This is a genomic window from Virgibacillus aidingensis (assembly GCF_010994035.1).
Taxonomy (GTDB): domain Bacteria; phylum Bacillota; class Bacilli; order Bacillales; family Amphibacillaceae; genus Virgibacillus_N.
The window spans coordinates 75,310-93,507 of sequence record NZ_WIXN01000018.1 but is presented as its reverse complement, the minus strand read 5'-3'; the positions used below and the strand labels follow the sequence as shown (position 1 = coordinate 93,507).

General features: G+C 39.4%; 20 protein-coding genes and 1 riboswitch. Of the genes, 1 reads left to right on the top strand and 19 read right to left on the bottom strand.

Annotated features, from left to right (window positions below):
* Positions 1-304 precede the first annotated feature (304 nt).
* A riboswitch (cobalamin riboswitch) is annotated at positions 305-487 on the bottom strand.
* Positions 488-534: 47 nt separating this feature from the next.
* The 12 genes from GHD25_RS14825 to GHD25_RS14770 form a co-directional block, all read right to left on the bottom strand.
* Positions 535-2,259 carry an ATP-binding protein gene (locus GHD25_RS14825; protein ID WP_276207838.1) on the bottom strand — a complete coding sequence of 575 codons (1,725 nt, stop codon included), beginning with the start codon at positions 2,257-2,259 and terminating at the stop codon, positions 535-537.
* 41 nt (positions 2,260-2,300) lie between these two features.
* Positions 2,301-3,017 carry a response regulator transcription factor gene (locus GHD25_RS14820; RefSeq protein ID WP_164218202.1) on the bottom strand — a complete coding sequence of 239 codons (717 nt, stop codon included), beginning with the start codon at positions 3,015-3,017 and terminating at the stop codon, positions 2,301-2,303.
* A gap of 123 nt (positions 3,018-3,140) precedes the next feature.
* Complete coding sequence (gene ccsB / locus GHD25_RS14815) at positions 3,141-4,337, bottom strand: c-type cytochrome biogenesis protein CcsB (RefSeq protein ID WP_276207837.1); 1,197 nt, start codon at positions 4,335-4,337, stop codon at positions 3,141-3,143.
* Positions 4,338-4,365: 28 nt separating this feature from the next.
* Positions 4,366-6,003: a cytochrome c biogenesis protein ResB gene (gene resB / locus GHD25_RS14810; RefSeq protein WP_164218200.1), complete on the bottom strand. Its 1,638-nt coding sequence runs from the start codon at positions 6,001-6,003 to the stop codon at positions 4,366-4,368.
* Positions 6,004-6,178: 175 nt separating this feature from the next.
* The gene (resA, locus tag GHD25_RS14805; protein WP_164218198.1) at positions 6,179-6,751 is read right to left on the bottom strand and encodes a thiol-disulfide oxidoreductase ResA; all 573 of its coding nucleotides are present in this window, start codon (positions 6,749-6,751) and stop codon (positions 6,179-6,181) included.
* A 57-nt stretch (positions 6,752-6,808) separates the two neighbouring features.
* Positions 6,809-7,549, bottom strand: coding sequence for a pseudouridine synthase (locus tag GHD25_RS14800; protein WP_164218196.1), 741 nt, complete (start codon positions 7,547-7,549; stop codon positions 6,809-6,811).
* A 70-nt stretch (positions 7,550-7,619) separates the two neighbouring features.
* Positions 7,620-8,150, bottom strand: coding sequence for a spore maturation protein (locus GHD25_RS14795; RefSeq protein WP_164218194.1), 531 nt, complete (start codon positions 8,148-8,150; stop codon positions 7,620-7,622).
* A gap of 2 nt (positions 8,151-8,152) precedes the next feature.
* Positions 8,153-8,737 carry a nucleoside recognition domain-containing protein gene (locus GHD25_RS14790; protein WP_164218192.1) on the bottom strand — a complete coding sequence of 195 codons (585 nt, stop codon included), beginning with the start codon at positions 8,735-8,737 and terminating at the stop codon, positions 8,153-8,155.
* On the bottom strand, positions 8,730-9,833 hold the full coding sequence (locus GHD25_RS14785; RefSeq protein ID WP_164218190.1) for a D-alanyl-D-alanine carboxypeptidase family protein: 1,104 nt from the start codon (positions 9,831-9,833) through the stop codon (positions 8,730-8,732). The genes GHD25_RS14790 and GHD25_RS14785 overlap by 8 nt, the downstream gene beginning before the upstream one ends.
* A gap of 195 nt (positions 9,834-10,028) precedes the next feature.
* Positions 10,029-10,889: a superoxide dismutase gene (locus tag GHD25_RS14780; protein WP_164218188.1), complete on the bottom strand. Its 861-nt coding sequence runs from the start codon at positions 10,887-10,889 to the stop codon at positions 10,029-10,031.
* A gap of 123 nt (positions 10,890-11,012) precedes the next feature.
* Positions 11,013-11,585: an SMC-Scp complex subunit ScpB gene (gene scpB / locus GHD25_RS14775; protein WP_164218186.1), complete on the bottom strand. Its 573-nt coding sequence runs from the start codon at positions 11,583-11,585 to the stop codon at positions 11,013-11,015.
* Positions 11,586-11,587: 2 nt separating this feature from the next.
* The gene (locus GHD25_RS14770) at positions 11,588-12,328 is read right to left on the bottom strand and encodes a segregation/condensation protein A (RefSeq protein ID WP_164218184.1); all 741 of its coding nucleotides are present in this window, start codon (positions 12,326-12,328) and stop codon (positions 11,588-11,590) included.
* Between the two features lie 127 nt (positions 12,329-12,455).
* Here GHD25_RS14770 and GHD25_RS14765 point away from each other — a divergent pair, with 127 nt between their 5' ends.
* Positions 12,456-12,536 (top strand): YjcZ family sporulation protein, encoded by an 81-nt coding sequence (locus tag GHD25_RS14765; protein ID WP_164218215.1) that lies wholly within the window; start codon positions 12,456-12,458, stop codon positions 12,534-12,536.
* Between the two features lie 113 nt (positions 12,537-12,649).
* Here the strand turns inward: GHD25_RS14765 and GHD25_RS14760 are convergent, their stop codons facing one another.
* From GHD25_RS14760 to GHD25_RS14730, 7 genes are all read right to left on the bottom strand, one after another.
* The gene (locus tag GHD25_RS14760; RefSeq protein WP_164218182.1) at positions 12,650-13,018 is read right to left on the bottom strand and encodes a GNAT family N-acetyltransferase; all 369 of its coding nucleotides are present in this window, start codon (positions 13,016-13,018) and stop codon (positions 12,650-12,652) included.
* A gap of 194 nt (positions 13,019-13,212) precedes the next feature.
* Positions 13,213-13,665, bottom strand: coding sequence for a site-2 protease family protein (locus GHD25_RS20430; RefSeq protein WP_164218180.1), 453 nt, complete (start codon positions 13,663-13,665; stop codon positions 13,213-13,215).
* A gap of 40 nt (positions 13,666-13,705) precedes the next feature.
* Complete coding sequence (locus GHD25_RS14750) at positions 13,706-14,143, bottom strand: peptidylprolyl isomerase (protein ID WP_164218177.1); 438 nt, start codon at positions 14,141-14,143, stop codon at positions 13,706-13,708.
* Between the two features lie 81 nt (positions 14,144-14,224).
* Positions 14,225-15,532, bottom strand: coding sequence for a diaminopimelate decarboxylase (gene lysA / locus GHD25_RS14745; protein ID WP_164218175.1), 1,308 nt, complete (start codon positions 15,530-15,532; stop codon positions 14,225-14,227).
* 92 nt (positions 15,533-15,624) lie between these two features.
* Positions 15,625-17,106 carry a spore germination protein gene (locus GHD25_RS14740; RefSeq protein WP_276207836.1) on the bottom strand — a complete coding sequence of 494 codons (1,482 nt, stop codon included), beginning with the start codon at positions 17,104-17,106 and terminating at the stop codon, positions 15,625-15,627.
* A gap of 25 nt (positions 17,107-17,131) precedes the next feature.
* Positions 17,132-17,560 carry a stage V sporulation protein AB gene (locus tag GHD25_RS14735; protein ID WP_164218173.1) on the bottom strand — a complete coding sequence of 143 codons (429 nt, stop codon included), beginning with the start codon at positions 17,558-17,560 and terminating at the stop codon, positions 17,132-17,134.
* Positions 17,557-18,159: a stage V sporulation protein AA gene (locus GHD25_RS14730; RefSeq protein ID WP_164218171.1), complete on the bottom strand. Its 603-nt coding sequence runs from the start codon at positions 18,157-18,159 to the stop codon at positions 17,557-17,559. The genes GHD25_RS14735 and GHD25_RS14730 overlap by 4 nt, the downstream gene beginning before the upstream one ends.
* Positions 18,160-18,198 lie beyond the last annotated feature (39 nt).

The following is an 18,198-nucleotide window of genomic DNA, read 5'->3' as shown; positions in this document are numbered from 1 at the left end:
GGACTTTGACGTGTTTGGCAGCCTCATCCAAGTGCACCTCAGCCTTATATGAAGTTCGTGTTCCTAAGAGCGGAGATTTGCCGCTGACTTCCTTCAGATTCTGGGTCGCCCCAGACACCCTTGTCTTAAGCTAACCACTACTACTGCCTTCGTGGCTCGGGACTTGAACCCTATAGAATGTGTGCATGCCTGGCACACCAAAAAGCTGACTCTGCAAGCAGTGTCAGCTGTTTATAGACAATAAAACATCAATATTTTTATTAATACAGTGTTTTGGTTGTCCAATAGCTTAAACCCTCGAAGCCTGGAAACATTAAAATTGGCAGGTCTACTGACTCATGGATCCCCTACTCTAAGCCCTTCCCATATGTCATTTGTCCATACAGTGGATATGCTTATTTCATCACCATTTACAGTTGCGAGGACAGCTTCGGGTTTTAACCGAATTCCCTTTTAAAACGAAAACACCAATTTTACGGTATTCAGTTTAATTGCTTTTTAAGCATACCATATTTTAATAAAAGGGTACAGTCTTTAAATATCCTCACTTTTCGGAAGGCGGAAAGTAAATGTAGTACCTTCGTTTAATTTACTTTTTACAGTAATGGTGCCGTTATGTGCTTCCATAATATTTTTGGCTATAGCCAGACCAAGGCCTGTACCTTTCTTTTCTTTATTTCTAGTTCTCGATTTGTCTGCTTTATAAAACCTTTCAAAAACAAATGGAATATCTTCCTCAGGTATACCGCTGCCGCTATCTGTAATGTCAACATGAAATTCATGGACATTATTCTTAACATGGATTTCCACTTTCCCTTTTTTATCAGTATGACGAATGGCATTATCAATTAAATTGGTAAAGACCTGTTCTATCCGATCCGGGTCAAATGATGCCTCAGGCACTTCGAGTTCTTTCGATAAGGAAAGGGTTATTTGGTTGTCTCCTGCCAGCCCGCTGAATTTTTTATGAATTTTTTCAACAAAAGGCTCTATATCAACCTGATTAATATTTAATTCAAAATGTCCCGCTTCCATGCGGGCGATTTCCAGTAATTCATTTACGAGCCGGTTCATTCTTAATGATTCCTCGTAAATGATGCCTGCAAGTTCATTCTTATCTTCCTTGCTTTCGGCAATATCATCTACAATGGCTTCACTGTAACCCTGCAGCATGGAGATTGGTGTTCGCAGCTCATGCGACACATTTGCAATAAAGTCTTTTCGGAATTTATCCAGACGTCTTTCCTCTGTCATGTCCCGAATAACTGCAACAGCACCCCGGACAAATGATTGGTCATATAATGGCGTCATCAGCATGACAAGGTCTTTTCCCTGGATGTTCATTTCATGCAATACTTCTTTTTCACTTGTAATGACCTCTTGCAGAATATCGTTTAGGTCACTTGGCAATTTGCGATATGTTTCACCGGGCTCCAGGTTATGTTCAAAATTCCATTCATCAATAAATTTATCGGCAGGTCCATTGGTAACGATCATATCTCCATTCCGGTTCATGGTAATCACGCCGTCAGCCATGGAGTTAACTATACTTGAGAGCTGTTCTTTTTCCTGCCTTAAGGCGTTTATATGAAACTTCAGTTGTCTTCCCATACGGTTAAACGCCAGCGCCAATTCGCCAATTTCATCATGAGTCAAAATAGGCACTTTTGTGTTAAATTCCCCTCTGGTTAAGTCAAAGGCAGCTTCACGCATTTTAATGAGAGGAGAAGTAATCCGGGTTGAAAGGAAGAAGGCAAAAAATGTCGTTAAAATAATGGCAATTCCGGCAGCCAGAAGTATTATTCTCGTTGTTTCTGCTTTTGTTTGTTCGATAACATCCAGTGATTGATAGACGAATATGGCTCCATTTTCCTCAAATGGAATACCGACAAGCATTACTTCAATCTCACTGTTTGGCAAATCCATTTGTTTTCTTACATCCGTGTTGTTTTCTAAAACTGCTGCCATGTCCTCATCCTGATGGAGCCAAGCCTGCTGCAGCTCCGTAAGACTGGTGTTGCTGCTGTTGGACACCCACAGACTTTCATCTTCAAAAATAATTGCCACACGACTTTCCGGAGATTTTACTCTTTCTACTGTTTCTGTAATCAGTGACTGTGATTCCTGCTGTGATAGCAGCACGGATACTTTATTTGCTGTTTGCAGCATATCACTTTCCGCTTCCTGTATATGAAAGTTTTCAAAAAATTCAAGAAGCAATATAGTTAAAATAAACAGTACAAAAGCAACAAGAAGCATAATGGTTAATGCCAGTTTTACAACTACACTTCGCCAAAACTTCACTGAGGATCAACCTCGAATTTATATCCCACTCCCCAAACAGTCACAATCATTTTTGCTGCTTGTTTGGAGACATTATTCAGTTTTTCCCTTAATCGTTTAACATGCGTATCCACTGTTCTTAAATCACCGAAAAATTCGTATTGCCATACCTCTTTTAATAGCTCTTCACGGCTAAATACTTTATCGGGCGACTTTGCCAAAAAGCAAAGTAGTTCGTACTCTTTCGGAGTTAAGCTTACTTCTTCTTCTTCAGCGGTGACACGATGCGCGTCATGGTCGATCGTTAAATGAGGAAACACCAATACATTTTTAGAACCGGCATTATTATTTTGCATATTAGCAGAGGCAGATCTTCTTAAAATTGCTTTTACACGCAACACAACTTCCCTGGGGCTGAACGGTTTCACAATGTAGTCATCTGCACCCGTTTCCAGACCCTGAACCCGGTTTGCTTCTTCTCCCTTGGCTGTCAGCATAATTACCGGGGTATCTTTTTCCTTTCTTAATTCTGTACAAACTTCTATCCCGTCCATTTCCGGCATCATAATATCAAGTAAAATAACGTCATAATCATTATTTAAGGCCAGTTCAAGCGCCTCTGTACCATTTTCAGCCTCTTCTATATTAAAATCTTCCCTTTCAAGATACATCCGGAGCAAACGGCGAATTCTTTCTTCATCATCTACAACTAGCACATTTACAGTCGTTTCCATTGATATGTTCCCCTTTCGATCCACTTTCATAAATTCCTATTATATCGAGTATAAACCAAGATTGGATAAAAGTATAAAAAAACGAGAGATTATCCATCCATGAACAACCTCCCGTCCGATTAATTATGCGTAAGAATGCAAGCCGGCAAAAACAAGGTTCACAACAATTAAATTAAATAAAATAATTGCAAACCCTCCTACTGCAAGCCATGCTGATTTTTCCCCGTGCCATCCCCGGGAGAGTCTTAAATGTAAGTAGGCTGCGTAGAAGAACCAGGTAATTAATGCCCAAACTTCTTTTGGATCCCAGCCCCAGAAACGGTCCCAGGCAATTTGTGCCCAAATGGAAGCAAATATAAGTCCTCCCAGTGTGAAGACAGGGAAACCAATCGTAACTGAGCGATAATTGATTTCATCCAGCAAATCAGGTTTGACATTTTTTAACAATGGCTGCATTGCCTTCCCTATTCGTTTTCTTAATACCAGCCTTGCGAGAAGATAAATAAGGGTACCAGTGAGAAAGGACCATATTACCGTGTTGAATTTTCTTCCTGCATCCTCTCCCTGCATCCAGCCGGGTGCTTCAAACCATGGTTCCATGGCTCCTTCAGTCATTAGTTCTCCACCCGCCGGGCCGGCAATTGCCGGAAGATGATATTCTGTCGTAGTTAAAGCATTCTGTTCCGTATATTCAAAGGTTGCTTCATAATCCATAAAATTAAATATAGACGTAGAAACGATAAACCCGATAAACAAAAATATAGTAAATAATACAATCTCCAGCCAGGTTGTCCGTTTGCTTCTAACCGTTTGGTCAATTTGCCTGATTAAATAGATCAGCCCGGCAACAAAACTGATGGCAAGAATTCCTTGTCCAAGGGAAACGGTAATTACATGAATTTGCAGCCAATAGCTTTGTAACGATGGCACCAGAGGAGAAACCTCTGTCGGGAAAATACTTGCATATGCAATAATGATCATTGCTACAGGAAGAGCAAATAAACCCAAAACACCTGTCTTATAAATAAAATAGATGATAATAAAGGCAAGGACGATACTCATTCCCAGGAATGTGGTAAATTCAAACAGGTTACTTACCGGGGCATGTCCACTTGCCATCCATCTTGTAATAAAATATACGAGCTGGGCCAGAAAACCTATAATCGTAATGGTAATACCTATTTTTCCGGCAATTCCTTTTTTATGCTTCGATCTTTTATCCCTTATTGTAGCCCCAAAGAAAAAAGTGGCAATAAGGTAAAGTATAAATGCCGTGAACAGCATTGCATTACTTATATCAAGCAACATCGACGTACTCATAAAGCGCCTCCTCATTAATTAAAAGCTATTATTCATCCAGTTCCTGCTGATCTTCCACCATGTTTATTTTTGTTCCATCAATGGCTTTTTCAATATCCTTTTGTACTCCATGCCAGTTTTTGTTTGTATGGGCTGCAAGCATTACTCCATCAGAAGTTGGACGAAGCCAGATTCTGCGGTGCTGCCAGTACATCCCCTGGATCACACCAATCATAAATATTGCCGCTCCGAGGCCGAAAAATGGCAAGGTATAATCAACACGTACCGTTATGCCACTGGCCGCACGCATATCAAAATCATTAATGCTTAAACTATAATTATTATCACCTGTAGCATCAATATTTCTTCCAATACCAATGAAGCTAACCTCGGCAGTATCACTTTCAGGAGGGTACACCAAAAACACGAATCCCGGATTTCTCGGGAAATTGGTTTCGGATGCCGGGTTTCCGTCTTCATCCATATAGAAATCAGGGAAATACTGGCTCACTTCCACCTGAAAGCCGCTGTCAAGTTCATAGCTTGTTTCGGGGGAACTGAGGTCTACAGTAAATGTGCCTAATGCTTCCCCATCGCCATCTTCTTCCACGATATCAAAAGACATATTGGAAAACTCATTTAATTGATAACCGGACTGATACAATGTATAACGGTCAAATTTAACCGGATGATTCATTCTCAGCTCGTCTTCCACAATTTTTTCCAAGTCGGGGTCTGCTCCGGCAACATCATTTTTAGCTTCATATATAATTAAGTCGGTTTGGTAATTACTTGCAATCATTTCGCCTTCCATTTCAATGGCTTCCCCGAATACTTCATCATTCGGATCATGGTTTTCCAGCAGAAATTGCTCATTTTCGATATAAAATTGTCCCTCCGTCCCCGGAATTACCAGCTGTTCCCCTTCTCTGATCCAAATATATTCATCTAGATACATTATAGGGGTCATCCGGAGAATTGCAGCGAGAAGGATAATAATTAAACCGATGTGGTTCACATAAGGCCCCCATCTGGAAAACCGGCCTTTCTCCGCCAGAATATGGCCATCTTCATCCCTTACTTTATAACGCTGCTTTTTCAGCCGTTCCTTTACGGTATCCAAATCGTTTTCATTAATTGATTCTGTTTCACTGAACAATCTTTGTCTTCTCAGGAAAGTGGAATGACGTTTGGCTTTTTGTTTTTTTAAAGCTTTGTACAATGGGACAAAACGGTCAATACTGCATATGACAAGTGAGACGCCAATTAAGGCTATTAACAGCATATACCACCAGGAGCTGTATAAGTTATGGAAGCCCAGCTGGTAAAAAATCAATCCAAAAACACCATATCTTTCTTCATAAAAAATAGCAGGATCCCTTGAAGGAGCATCTGCAGGTATGTACATTTCCTGTGGTAATATAGACCCGAGTGCTGAGGCAATCAGCGCCAGAACAATCAGCCATACCCCAACCTTTACGGAAGAAAAGAATCCCCAGGTCTTATCAATAATTGATTTATTATAGGTCTGTGACCTTCTGGCACTTCCTTCATAACGCATGTTTAAAAGTTTCTTCTCATCATTTCCGTCGATATGCTGGTTGCCTTCTATCGGCTTGCCGCATGCTTCACAAAGAACAGTGCCCTCCGGGTTTACATGCCCGCATTCACATTTGATTTTATTCATGAAAAAACTCCTTATTTAATTTGCTGCAAACAGATTGTCATTTGGATTATTCGCCCTGAAATTATGCACATTAATAACAACAGAGACAGAAAAGCATCCAACTTTTCTGTCTATGGAACATATATCTATTTGGAAATTTGTTTTGTTGTTAAAAATGATTTTAACCGTTTTTCATTTAAGATGCAGGACGAATTTCCTGTAAATGTCCTTCCAGGCTTTCCAAGGATAATGCTCCTTCGACGACTTCCACAATTTCCCCTTCAGGATCAATAAAAAAAGTGCTTGGGATTGGACCTATTTTATATAAATCCTTTACTTCGCCGGTAGCATCGTGCGGAATGGGAAATGATAAGCCATAGCTGTCAATAAACCGGTGAATAACCAGTTCTGTAGCATCAAGGCTTACAGCAACAATTTCTATTTCATCTTTATATTTAGGATATAATTCTTCCATGTACGGCATCTCGTCCTTACAAGGTTCACACCAGGTACCCCAAAAGTTAAGCATAACACCTTTTCCCTGTAATTCACTCAGCTGGATGGTTTCCAAATCATTGTTTTCGCTTACTTGTTCCAGCTTGAAATCCGGTGCCTGGTCGCCTGCACGGTAAATATTGTTATCCTGCTGCAGGTTATTAACCAGCGCAAATATTACTGCACCCAATAATATAGCAAGGACGGCTGATCTGAAGATTAATCGATTTTTCTTTTTGTTTTTCTTGTTTCTTTTTCTTTCATCTAAACTCATCGGCCTCACTCTCCCAGGTAACATTATATCATCTTATCTGTTGACTAAATATGTCTATTATTTAACAATTTTCATGGCCATATTTCTCATTTGTTTTACCTCTTTTGGTGTCAAACTCCGGTATTCACCAGGCTGCAGACCTTTTAATGTGAGCATTCCATATTTTTCCCGTTTCAATTTTTTGACAGGAAATCCTATTTCCTGCATCATTCTTCTAATATGTCGGTTCTTTCCCTCTCTTAATGTTAATTCGATAATCATGGATTTATTTTTGCGATCTGTTGACAAAACATTATAATGGATTGCTTTTAGCCATTCATTTTCCGAGAGAATACCTTTTTTTAAGCGCTTTAGTTCCTGGGGGGTTGGCAATCCATCAATTTTGGCAACATACACCTTGTCCACCTCATATTTCGGATGCATAAGCAAGTTGGCAAATTCACCGTCGTTTGTTAATAATAGTATGCCGGATGAATCAAAGTCCAGCCTTCCTATCGGAAAAACCCTTTCCGGAATTTCCGTTAAAAAGTCAGTAACGACTTTTCTTCCTTTGTCATCCTTTACACTGGAAATCACACCTCGCGGCTTGTAGAGCAAATAATAAACCGGCTCTTCTTTTTCCAGCGGAACGCCGTCCACTTCAACTTTGTCAGTCGGTGAAACTTTCGTGCCAAGCTCAGTTACCAATTGACCATTCACTTTTACCGATCCGCCTGAAATTAATTTTTCCGCTTTTCTTCTTGATGTAATTCCGCTTTGTGCAATTACTTTCTGCAGCCTTTCCTGCTGGTTGGACATATTAATCACCTTTTATATTATTTTCATACACAATAATAGCGTTAACTGTCAGTTAACGCTACTTTAAAGCCTATCCAAATATAATGGAAACTATAATAATTGATGCTATTATACCAGCTAGATCGGCTAATAGTCCAACCTTTAAGGCATCACCCATTTTTTTAATGCCTACTGCTCCAAAATAAACGGTGATGATATAAAGCGTAGTGTCCGTACTCCCCTGCATGGTAGAAGCCAGTCTTCCAATAAAAGAATCCGGACCATGTGTATCAATCAATTCTGTGGTCATGCCTATTGCGGCTGTCCCGGATATTGGTCTGATCAGTGCAAGCGGTACAATGTCGGGAGGTATCCCGACATACGCCAGAAGAGGTGAGATAAGGTCAATAAATGCTTCCAGTGCACCGGAGCTCCGCAGTATGGAAATGGACACGATCATTCCAACCAGGAATGGAAGCAAATTAAAAGCCATTTTAATTCCTTCCCTCCCGCCCTCTACAAATGTTTCGTAGGTGGGTACTTTTTTCCAAGTTGCCGTGGCTAGTACAATTAACAGGAAACATGGTATTAACCAAACGCTTACTGCAGTTACAAGTCCCATTTTTAACTCCTCCGGGTACGTTTGTAGTGATAAAAACGATCAATTAAAATTGCGGAAATGGTGGATATAGCGGTTGCTATAATAGTGGTACCGACTATTTCCGTTGGTGAAACTGAATTATACTGCATGCGAATAGCGATGACAGTTGTAGGTATTATGGTTAAACTGGAAGTGTTTAAAGCAAGAAACGTGATCATAGATCTGGATGCATTATCCGAGCCGCCTAATGCTTTCATTTGCTCCATTGCTTTAATTCCCATCGGTGTAGCTGCATTGCCCAAACCGAATATATTAGCGGTTATATTGGATAAAATATACCCAATTGCCGGGTGGTCTTTTGGTATTTCAGGGAATAACCGTGTTATAATGGGACGGAATAATTTAGCCAGTCCTCTTAAAATCCCTGCCTTTTCAGCAACTCTCATAATGCCAAGCCAAAAAACAAGTACACTGATTAACCCGATGGATAAAGTGACTGCTTCGCTTGCACTTTCGAATACAGCCTCATTTACTTGGTCCATCGTGCCATTGAACATTGCGTAAAGTATACCGATTATTGCCATGGAAGCCCATATTACATTAACCATTTTCATAGACTCCCGTTAATCTTTTATACATTGTGTATATTTCTTCCACAATACTTTGACTTTTGGATGGGGGAGTTAAAATTGGTGCCTCGGCTATAAATTGTTCATCCAAATAAAATACCGATTTCCCAATCATTTCCCCTTCCTTTAGGGATGAACTCTTCAGAATAAAGTTTTTATTTTTAATTTTATCTTTTTCCTCATTGGTCAGGGGATAAATAACATCCCTATTTAAATACCCTGATGAAGTATCTTCCAGGCCACTGAATTGATATAAAAATTCGCCTTTTTCAATCAGCGGATGCATATCAAATTCTTCAAATCCCCACTCAAACATACGCATATGATCCTGCCAGTCATCCGGTGCATTTAATGTAACTGCTATTAACTGCATGCCTTCTTTTTCGGCAGAAGTAACCAGTGTTCTCCCTGTTTTTCTCGTATAGCCTGTTTTTCCGCCGGTACAATACTCATAAAACTGCGTTAATAATTTATTTTTGTTTTTCCAGCTGTATGTCCTGCTTTCAGACAGATAATCCGTTGTGCCTGAAATTTTGGCAAATTCCTCGTTTTGCATGGCGTACTGCATTAATATCGCCATGTCATATGCAGTAGAATAATGATTATCAGAATCGAGCCCATGAGGATTATCAAAATTCGTATTTGTCATGCCCAGCCATTTAGCTTTTTCATTCATCAGATGGACAAAACCTTCTTCACTGCCGCCAATATGCTCACTTATGGCAATAGCTGCATCATTCCCGGATCTGAGCATTAAGCCATAAACAAGATCTTTAATCGTCATCTTTTCACCCTGTTCCAAATAAATAGACGATCCTTCTGTATAAATTGCTTTTCTGGAGGCAGTAGCCTTTTCATCCATTTTACCGGATTCAATGGCAATAATCGCTGTCATGATTTTCGTTATGCTTGCAATGGACGCCTTTTCATGGGCGTTTTTTTCAAACAGCACCCTTCCGGTTTTCTGTTCCAATAATAACGCATTATTACCCGATACATCGATGGATGCCTGTCCGGAAACCGGATAAAAAAAGCCGATGAATATAATAATGATCATACATAAAAGAGCTCGCATTTTGGGTATCCTCCTGCCAGATAATGAGTCTGTACATTTTATGCATCATAGGCAGTGAGATATGAATAAAAGTGGATTTAAAACAGGCGAAGCAGACAGAAAGCATGTATTCCGGAATGATAAGGAGCCTGTCCGGCAGATGAAGAATGATGGAGGAAATTTTTTTACCTCCATCTGGGGGTTGTATCACCTGTATTAATTTAGTTTGCGGGCATTCGTATACCTTTCATTGACATTGTCCCAATTTACTACATTCCACCAATTATCAATATATGCTTTTTTGTCTGTTTGATACTGCAGATAATAGGCATGTTCCCAAACATCCAGGACGAGTAATGGAATGGTATTTGCCAGTTGAAACAACTGATGTTTTTCAAAGGACTGCACGGCAAGCCTTCTGTTCATCGGGCTCCACAGTAAAACTGCCCACCCGTTTCCTTCCACGGAAGCTGCTGTGTTGGAAAATAATACCTTAAATTTATTCCATGAACCAAAATCTTTTTTAATCCGTTTTAATATTTCGCCTGATGGCTGTTTTGGGGAATTTGGCGTCATATTGTTCCAAAAAATAGAATGCAAATAATGGCCGGAACCATGAAAGGCCTGATTGCGGAACCAATACTTCAATTTATCGTCAGTTTTCCTTATATAAAGTGCTCTTTCAGCTTCATTTAACCCATCGACATAGGACTGATGGTGTTCCTGGTGATGCAGTCTCATAATTTCACCGCTGATATATGGCTCCAGCGCATCATAAGCATAAGGTAAAGACGGCAATGTATGTTTACCATAGCCAATGTGCTGCTGATCTTCCTTTTTATTTTTTGTGATATCCGACAACAGCCTTTTTCCTTCACTTTGAATTGTTTCCAGATGTTCACGATTCATGGCTATGTTCTTATCTAAATAATTATTAATTTTTCCCTGCCAATCTTCAATTTGTTTCAGCCAGTTATTCATGTCTCCTTCTGAAAGTGCTGTACTTTTTAATGACTCTTTTAATTCATCCCCCCACTTTAATAGACTTTGAAGATATGCTTCTTTACTGTTTTCCATATTTCATCACCCCGGTGTATCATATGCCCATTTATATGATTATGTGTAATGGGCATTTTCCATAAAAAAGAGGCTGGAAAAGTACCAGCCTATACATCATTTTGGAAAACAACTTAAGAATGTTTAAATATCATTTTCAAGAAAGAAAAGCTCAGCTTCTTTCTGCAGTTCTTCATCATTTATATCCTCGGGGAGCGGGGGCAGTTCATCCAACGAAGTTAGTCCGAAAAACGTAAGAAATTCTTTGCTTGTAACAAACAATACCGGTCTGCCAGGGCCTTCTTTCCTGCCCGCTTCCTCAATTAACAGTCTGGATAACAGGGTCTGTACGGGGCGGTCGCTTTTTACCCCTCTTATTTCTTCAATTTCCGTTCGGGTAATTGGCTGTTTATAGGCAATGATTGCCAATGTTTCCAGGGCTGCCTGTGACATTCTGGCAGTTTGCGGTGTTTCCAGCAGTTTCTTATAATAAGGGGTGTGTTCCGGTTTAGTTGTTAAATGGAATGTCTGCTTTGATTGAATGATCATCATTCCCCGGTCCGTATTCTCATAATCATATTGTAATTCTTCCAATAAGTGTTCTACCGTTAATTCTGTCACCTCAAGTATTTTGGATATTTGCTTCACCGTTATGCCTTCATCGCCGCACGCAAATAACAAGCCCTCAGTGACAGCCTTCAATTTAGAAAATTCCACTTTCATTCCTCCAAAGAATAAATCCGAATTGCGTCAAATTGTTTTTTTTGCTTACAGTAAATTTCGTTTGACTTCATTAATTCCAGCAAAGCGATGAATGTTACGACAATGTGCGAACGGGAAGGGTAAACAAATAATTGGTCAAATAAGATACCTTCTTCTTCTGACTTAACACGGATTAAAATATCCTTCATTCTTTGCTCTATTGGGATTTCAGCTTTTTGAATTTTTGTATCCAGGGGTTCATTCCATTTTTTCCTTTCAAATAATGCCCCGAGAGCATGGAGCATATCATAAATGGATATATCCCCCTGTACGGGAGGAGAAGCCGCCTGATGATCCAAGTCCTCAAAAACTGCCGGATTTCTGGTGAACAGCTGATGATCCAATTTCTCCCTTTCTTGTAATGTGAGCGCAGCTTGCTTAAATTTCCTATATTCCAACAGTCGTTCCAAAAGTTCCTCTCTCGGGTCCTCCATGTAATCTTCATTCTCTTCGTCCATCTGCTGATTCGGTACAAGCATTTTACTTTTTATGGATATTAAGGTTGCAGCCATTACAAGGTATTCACTAGCAATATTTAATTCTAACTTTTGCATGGTATGTATATATTCCATATACTGTTCTGTAATCTGAGCCACCGGAATATCATAAATATCGATTTCATATTTATTAATTAAGTGAAGCAACAAATCAAGCGGCCCTTCGAAGGCGTCCAATTTTACCTGATATGATTGGTTCATCTTAATTTATCTTCCTTTCAGTATTGAAAAATATCTTTACTTGCCAAAATCGCCTATACACATGTTTTTTCCATTGCATATAGTAATTAATGTGAAGCACTAAAACAGTTTTTAAGGAGGAAATAATATGAGCGGTTACGGTGGAGGATTTGCTTTAATTGTAGTACTGTTCATTCTGTTAATTATCGTTGGTGCATCCTGGTACTAAAAAAGCAGATAAAGTGGAAAAAAATAATGCTCTAACATGTAAAATAGGCTGTTCCGTTAAAGCTTGGTTTGTTTGCTGACAAAACAAACAGGCAACAGGGGACAGCCTTTTTGCTAGTGATCGTTTTCCGGATCATTTTCCAGACTTTTAGTATAAAACGCTTGAACTTCTTTCGATGCACAGACTGCATATTTTTCATCATAAAGATTTTTTATTTCATTCATCATTTTTTTTCCTATCCCCTGATTACGATGCGAAGGATTAACGGAAACATGCTGAATGACAGCATTAATATCATTTTCGATTTTTACTCCGATTGCACCTAAAACAGCTTCTTCCTTCCAGAAATAAAGATGCCAATCCGGATTGGTTTCATACTCTTTAATCGTTTGCTGAAGTTTTTTTACATCTTTTCCTTCAGGCATAAAGGACAATAAGCCCATTGCAATCTTTTCCATATTTTTTTTATAACGAGTTAACATAAATACCCCTCTTAACATCAAAACGTGTAATATCCTGTATTACCTTGATCATAGCGGTAAAAGTTTGAGTTTGTATATATATTTATGCATTATTAAAGCGTTTTGTCAAATTAAAATACAAAAGTCCATTCCAGTCCCGGGGTGGGTTCTCTTGTCCTTTCGACTAGTATCATCAGGAATCCAAACAGTCAGCATCACTTTCTCTTTCTTAGTATCTGAACTATTTTATACCCGTCCGACTGCTTTCCCCCAATATTCAGAGGAAGCAGATTCACAATGGCTAACCAGCAGTTAAACAGGGAAAACAACAGAAAATAATTATTTGGATAAATTAAATGCAAAAAATAAAATACAAAAGCAAGCAGTGCACTTGTAAATGGTCCCATCAAGGAGATCCATATTTTTTCCCGGGAATTAAATGTCCTTTTTCTGTAACTGGCAGAAAACCCCCCCAAAAAGAAAAGCCGATGAATCGAAAGCTGAAATGTATGAAAAGATTTCCCATATATTTTTTTCCCAATCCCGATTGATAATAACTTATAATCTGCATTTACCGTTCGGGCTGCAAAAACGTGGCCGGCCTCATGCAAGATTGTGCTTAACGGGCCGACTACGAATAAAAGATACAATAATAAATAAATATCCATTTTAATTTCCTGTTTCTACTAAAGCCGGTTTGCCGGGCTGTTATTCGGAAAAGACCCGAACTTCATTCATGATGTCCCCGTTTTTCATTGCTTTAGCGTGTTCGATCCCCGAAGTAACCTGTCCAAATACAGTATGAACACCATCCAAATGGGGCTGAGGCTCATGAACAATAAAAAATTGACAGCTACCGGTATCTTTGCCGGCATGTGCCATGGACAAGGAGCCTTCCACATGTTTATGAGGATTCCCCACTGTTTCACATTTAATCGTATAGCCTGCGTTTCCTGTGCCATTGCCTGCAGGACAGCCGCCTTGGCTGACAAAACCGTCGATCACCCTGTGAAAGGTTAATCCATCATAAAATTTATCATTTGCGAGCTTTTCAAAATTTGCTACTGTATTTGGCGCTTCTTTCGGGAACAGGTCAAATTCAATTCTATTCCCGTCCTCCATTACAAAGTATCCTTTTTTTGCCATATTATCATCTCCCTGCTATATATAAAAGACTACTATATTGTACCATCTGTACCATTTTAAAAGCAATGTTCGATGGCGTTATTAAAGGTAACTTAAATCATTGGCAACTATATCTTTATATGTTTCCCTTTTTACCACAAGTTTGTCTTTGCCATTTTCAACAAAAACAACTGCTGCTTTTGGTATGCGATTATAATGATTTGCCATGGAATAACCGTATGCGCCTGTAGAAAAGACCGCAAGTATATCCCCGTCATCAATTTCGGGAAGCGGTAAATCCCAAATAAGCATGTCTCCGGATTCACAGCATTTTCCTGCCACAGATACTTCGTTTACTGCAGGCAATTTTGCCTTGTTGGCTATTACTGCCTCATATTCGGCATTGTAGAGGGCCGGCCTTAAATTATCAGTCATGCCCCCATCTACTGATACATAACTGCGGACTCCCGGAATATTCTTTCTTGATCCAACGGAGTATAAAGTAATACCTGCATTTCCGGCAATCGCCCTGCCTGGCTCCAGCCAAATTTCAGGCAGTGGTATATCCAGTTTATCTGCATGTTTTTTCACATGATCTACAAGGGATTCAACATAGATATTATAGGACAGAGGTGAATCCTGCACAGTATACCGAATACCGAATCCGCCCCCTAAATTCAATACTTCCGGTGTATATCCGTAAACCTCTTTCCATTTAGCCAACTCATCAAAAAGTCGTTCAGCGGCAGCTGTAAAACGCTCAGGCTCGAATATTTGCGAACCAATGTGGCAATGCAATCCCCTGAAACGCAAAGAAGGATGGTTGTGTACCAATTTGAATGCTTCTTCTGCCTGTCCATTGCTTAAATTGAAACCAAATTTAGAGTCTTCATTTCCGGTCATGATATATTGATGTGTTTTGGACTCGACTCCAGGAGTTACCCGCAGCAGTATATCCATAGTTTTATTCATTTTGCCCAACAAGTCTTCCAGTAATTGTATTTCATAAAAATTATCCACAACAATACATCCGATTTCATTTTCTATAGCCATGGAGAGTTCCTGCGGGCTTTTATTGTTTCCATGCAGATGAATCCTGTCCGTTGGAAAATTGGCTTCCAGGGCAGTGAATAATTCTCCGCCGGAAACTACATCCAAATGCATCCCTTCCTGTTTCATTACCTGCAGCATGGCTACCGAAGAGAAAGCCTTGCTTGCATAGGAGACTTTCGCTTTTACTCCCAATTTATTAAATGTATCAATAAACGCTCTGCAATTATTGCGAATGATAGAAACATCATACACATATAAAGGTGTTCCATATTTATTCGCCAGATCCACTGTATCTGCACCATCTATTTCTAAATGTCCTTTTTCATTCACGAAAAAAGGATGATTGTCTATAATCATAATTGGTTCCTCCACTTATCATATATGTTACATAGAATATAATGTAAAACTTTATCACAATGCAGCGAAAAAAAAAAGAACCAATCATTTCATTAGTTCTTTTTATCTGGCTGCCGGTAGTTATTCTTCGGATGTACAATACTCGGTCTGCTATTCGTGAATGGTGCCGGGATACGAAAGATGGTATGGAGCATTGCACTGGGATTAAAAGGAATTAACGGCCATAAGTAAGGCGTTCTTAACGATCTCATGTGCGTTAAAAACAGTACATGTAAAACTATACCGATTGTAAACCCAATTAATCCAAAAAATCCTGTTAAAATAATTATACAAATACTAATTGCCTTATTTGCCACACTCAGCTCATGGCTTGGCGTTACATAGACCCCCGTGGCTGCAATCGATGTATATAGTATTACTTCAGGTATAAACAGCCCTACATCAATAGCGATCTGTCCGATTAAAACAGCTGCAATCAGACCCAGCGCAGTAGATAAAGGAGTAGGGGTATGAATTGCCGCCATCCGTAAAAATTCAATTCCTATGGATGCGAGTAAAATTTGCACCATAACTGGTATATTTCCCATCTCCGTCGGTCCAATGTATGATAGGTCAGGTGGGAGCAGTGTCGGATCATTGACAAGTAAAAGCCAAAATGGAAGCAGATAAATAGAAAGAAACACAGCAAAAAATCTCACCCATCTTACAAGCGTTCCAAGTGCTGGAGTCTGTCTGTATTCCTCAGCATGCTGCAGGTGATGAAAATAAGTTGTAGGCAAAATAATTGCACTTGGGGAGGTATCTACAATAATAATGACGTGCCCTTCCAATAAATGGTTTGCAGCTACATCGGGCCTTTCTGTATACCTGACAAGCGGATACGGATTCCATTTCCGGTCAATGACGAATTCTTCCAGCGCTTTATCAGCCATGGAGATTCCATCTATCTCTATTTCCTTAATCCGGTTTTTGATTAGTTGGATAAGTCCTTTGTCGGCTACATCCTCAATGTAGCTTAAACATACATCAGTTTTGGACCTTTCTCCCACCTTCATCATTTCATGGCGAAGCCGGGCATCGCGTATTCTTCTTCTGTTTAAAGCTGTATTCTCAACAATATTTTCTGTATACCCATCTCTTGAACCCCGTACAACTCTTTCGGTATCAGGTTCCTCCGGTGATCTCCCCGGATAGTTCCGTACATCTACGACAAATGCATATTTATACCCATTTACAAAAACAACAATTAACCCGGAAAGTAATTGATCAATGGCCTCATCCATCGTTTCGGTCGGCTCCAGCTGCTGGTGAATCAAGCGGTTTTCAATGATTTCAGGCAGCTTTTTCTGATTGCTTTCGTTGTCGTTTATAGCAATAAGCACTTTTATTATTTCTTGTACAATAGCCGAATCGCACAGTCCGGTTAAATAAAATACATGGACTTTTCTTTTTAAGATAATAAGCTCTCTAAAGCCGAGGTCATAGGATACACCAAGGCCTAACTTTTTTGTCATATATGATTCGTTTTCAGCTATTTTACTGGATACCGGAATCTTATTATCTTTTTCACCCAAAAATATCACTCCAAATTAAAACAGATTACTTAACAAAATAAAGCCACTGGAATAATGAACCAGCGATCTTACCCAAAACGACGGCCATAAATAACCAAATCAAATGCCGGTCAATACCAAGCCGTTTATAAAGGATGGGAAACACATTAAGCACTTCAGTTAATGCTGCCGCCAGCATCCCGTTAAAAATTCCATGCAGCAGCCCCCAAAGCAACAATAAAAGAATTGGCTGATTCCATGTCACGGAGGTAAACGAAAGAAAAGTCCCCGCCAAAGAACCGAAGATTACGCTGGAAATATAAACATTAATGTATTTAACTGTTTTACTTAATTGAATTAACCGCGGAATAATGCCCAGAACCGTTAAAAATGCAACAAAGCCGGCACCTACAGCGAGACCCCCGCTAAAACCAACAAGCAGCTGGATAAAATGATTAATCACTGTCTGTATCATTTTATTTTGTTTTCATAGTGCCTCAGGTAATGATCGAGATCCTGCTGATAATTAAAAATTTCCACTTCCAGGGGGCTCGGCTCTTCATTAATGCGTTTATTAAACCAATGATTAAAAAATAGTATCATACCCAACCCGAGACCAATGGAATAAGGGATCTGGATCCATAAAGGAAACTCACTTTCTTCCCCGGTCAGGATGAAATGGAGTTTTTGCTGCACTTCCTGCATACTGACATCATAATGAAAATTCATAATAGTCATTGCTGCTCCGATAAATAAAATGATCCAGACACAGGCAGTAAGCACAATAGAAGGCGGCTTACGGTTTGTCTCGATGCTAATGATCGTCTGTTCAGGGCCGATAAGCTGAAATTCTGTATCTTTATACATTTGGTGTAAATGATCAATGATTAAAAAGCTGTCAATAACCACCGTGTTTTTGTCTTTTTTTGTAATTCGGTAAATAGGTGTATTTTCAAGCTTCCTTTTCTTCTCTCTGTTATTGGCTGATATATAAGCAATGTCTTTGAGATGAATATGTTTTTTTGCAGAGAGAATAAGCTTCTTTTTCATTTTTAGATATATAATCTCGGTCACGGAAATACATCCTTTGCATGATTGATGATGTCTGTGAGT

Bases quoted from the DNA above. Each gene is read 5' to 3' on its own strand.
- GHD25_RS14825 (WP_276207838.1), bottom strand. From the start codon at position 2,259: ATGCTTCTTGTTGCTTTTGTACTGTTTATTTTAACTATATTGCTTCTT.
- GHD25_RS14820 (WP_164218202.1), bottom strand. From the start codon at position 3,017: ATGGAAACGACTGTAAATGTGCTAGTTGTAGATGATGAAGAAAGAATT.
- ccsB (WP_276207837.1), bottom strand. From the start codon at position 4,337: ATGAGTACGTCGATGTTGCTTGATATAAGTAATGCAATGCTGTTCACG.
- resB (WP_164218200.1), bottom strand. From the start codon at position 6,003: ATGAATAAAATCAAATGTGAATGCGGGCATGTAAACCCGGAGGGCACT.
- resA (WP_164218198.1), bottom strand. From the start codon at position 6,751: ATGAGTTTAGATGAAAGAAAAAGAAACAAGAAAAACAAAAAGAAAAAT.
- GHD25_RS14800 (WP_164218196.1), bottom strand. From the start codon at position 7,549: ATGTCCAACCAGCAGGAAAGGCTGCAGAAAGTAATTGCACAAAGCGGA.
- GHD25_RS14795 (WP_164218194.1), bottom strand. From the start codon at position 8,150: ATGGGACTTGTAACTGCAGTAAGCGTTTGGTTAATACCATGTTTCCTG.
- GHD25_RS14790 (WP_164218192.1), bottom strand. From the start codon at position 8,737: ATGGTTAATGTAATATGGGCTTCCATGGCAATAATCGGTATACTTTAC.
- GHD25_RS14785 (WP_164218190.1), bottom strand. From the start codon at position 9,833: ATGCGAGCTCTTTTATGTATGATCATTATTATATTCATCGGCTTTTTT.
- GHD25_RS14780 (WP_164218188.1), bottom strand. From the start codon at position 10,889: ATGGAAAACAGTAAAGAAGCATATCTTCAAAGTCTATTAAAGTGGGGG.
- GHD25_RS14770 (WP_164218184.1), bottom strand. From the start codon at position 12,328: ATGAACCAATCATATCAGGTAAAATTGGACGCCTTCGAAGGGCCGCTT.
- GHD25_RS14765 (WP_164218215.1), top strand. From the start codon at position 12,456: ATGAGCGGTTACGGTGGAGGATTTGCTTTAATTGTAGTACTGTTCATT.
- GHD25_RS14760 (WP_164218182.1), bottom strand. From the start codon at position 13,018: ATGTTAACTCGTTATAAAAAAAATATGGAAAAGATTGCAATGGGCTTA.
- GHD25_RS20430 (WP_164218180.1), bottom strand. From the start codon at position 13,665: ATGGATATTTATTTATTATTGTATCTTTTATTCGTAGTCGGCCCGTTA.
- GHD25_RS14750 (WP_164218177.1), bottom strand. From the start codon at position 14,143: ATGGCAAAAAAAGGATACTTTGTAATGGAGGACGGGAATAGAATTGAA.
- lysA (WP_164218175.1), bottom strand. From the start codon at position 15,532: ATGATTATAGACAATCATCCTTTTTTCGTGAATGAAAAAGGACATTTA.
- GHD25_RS14735 (WP_164218173.1), bottom strand. From the start codon at position 17,560: ATGATACAGACAGTGATTAATCATTTTATCCAGCTGCTTGTTGGTTTT.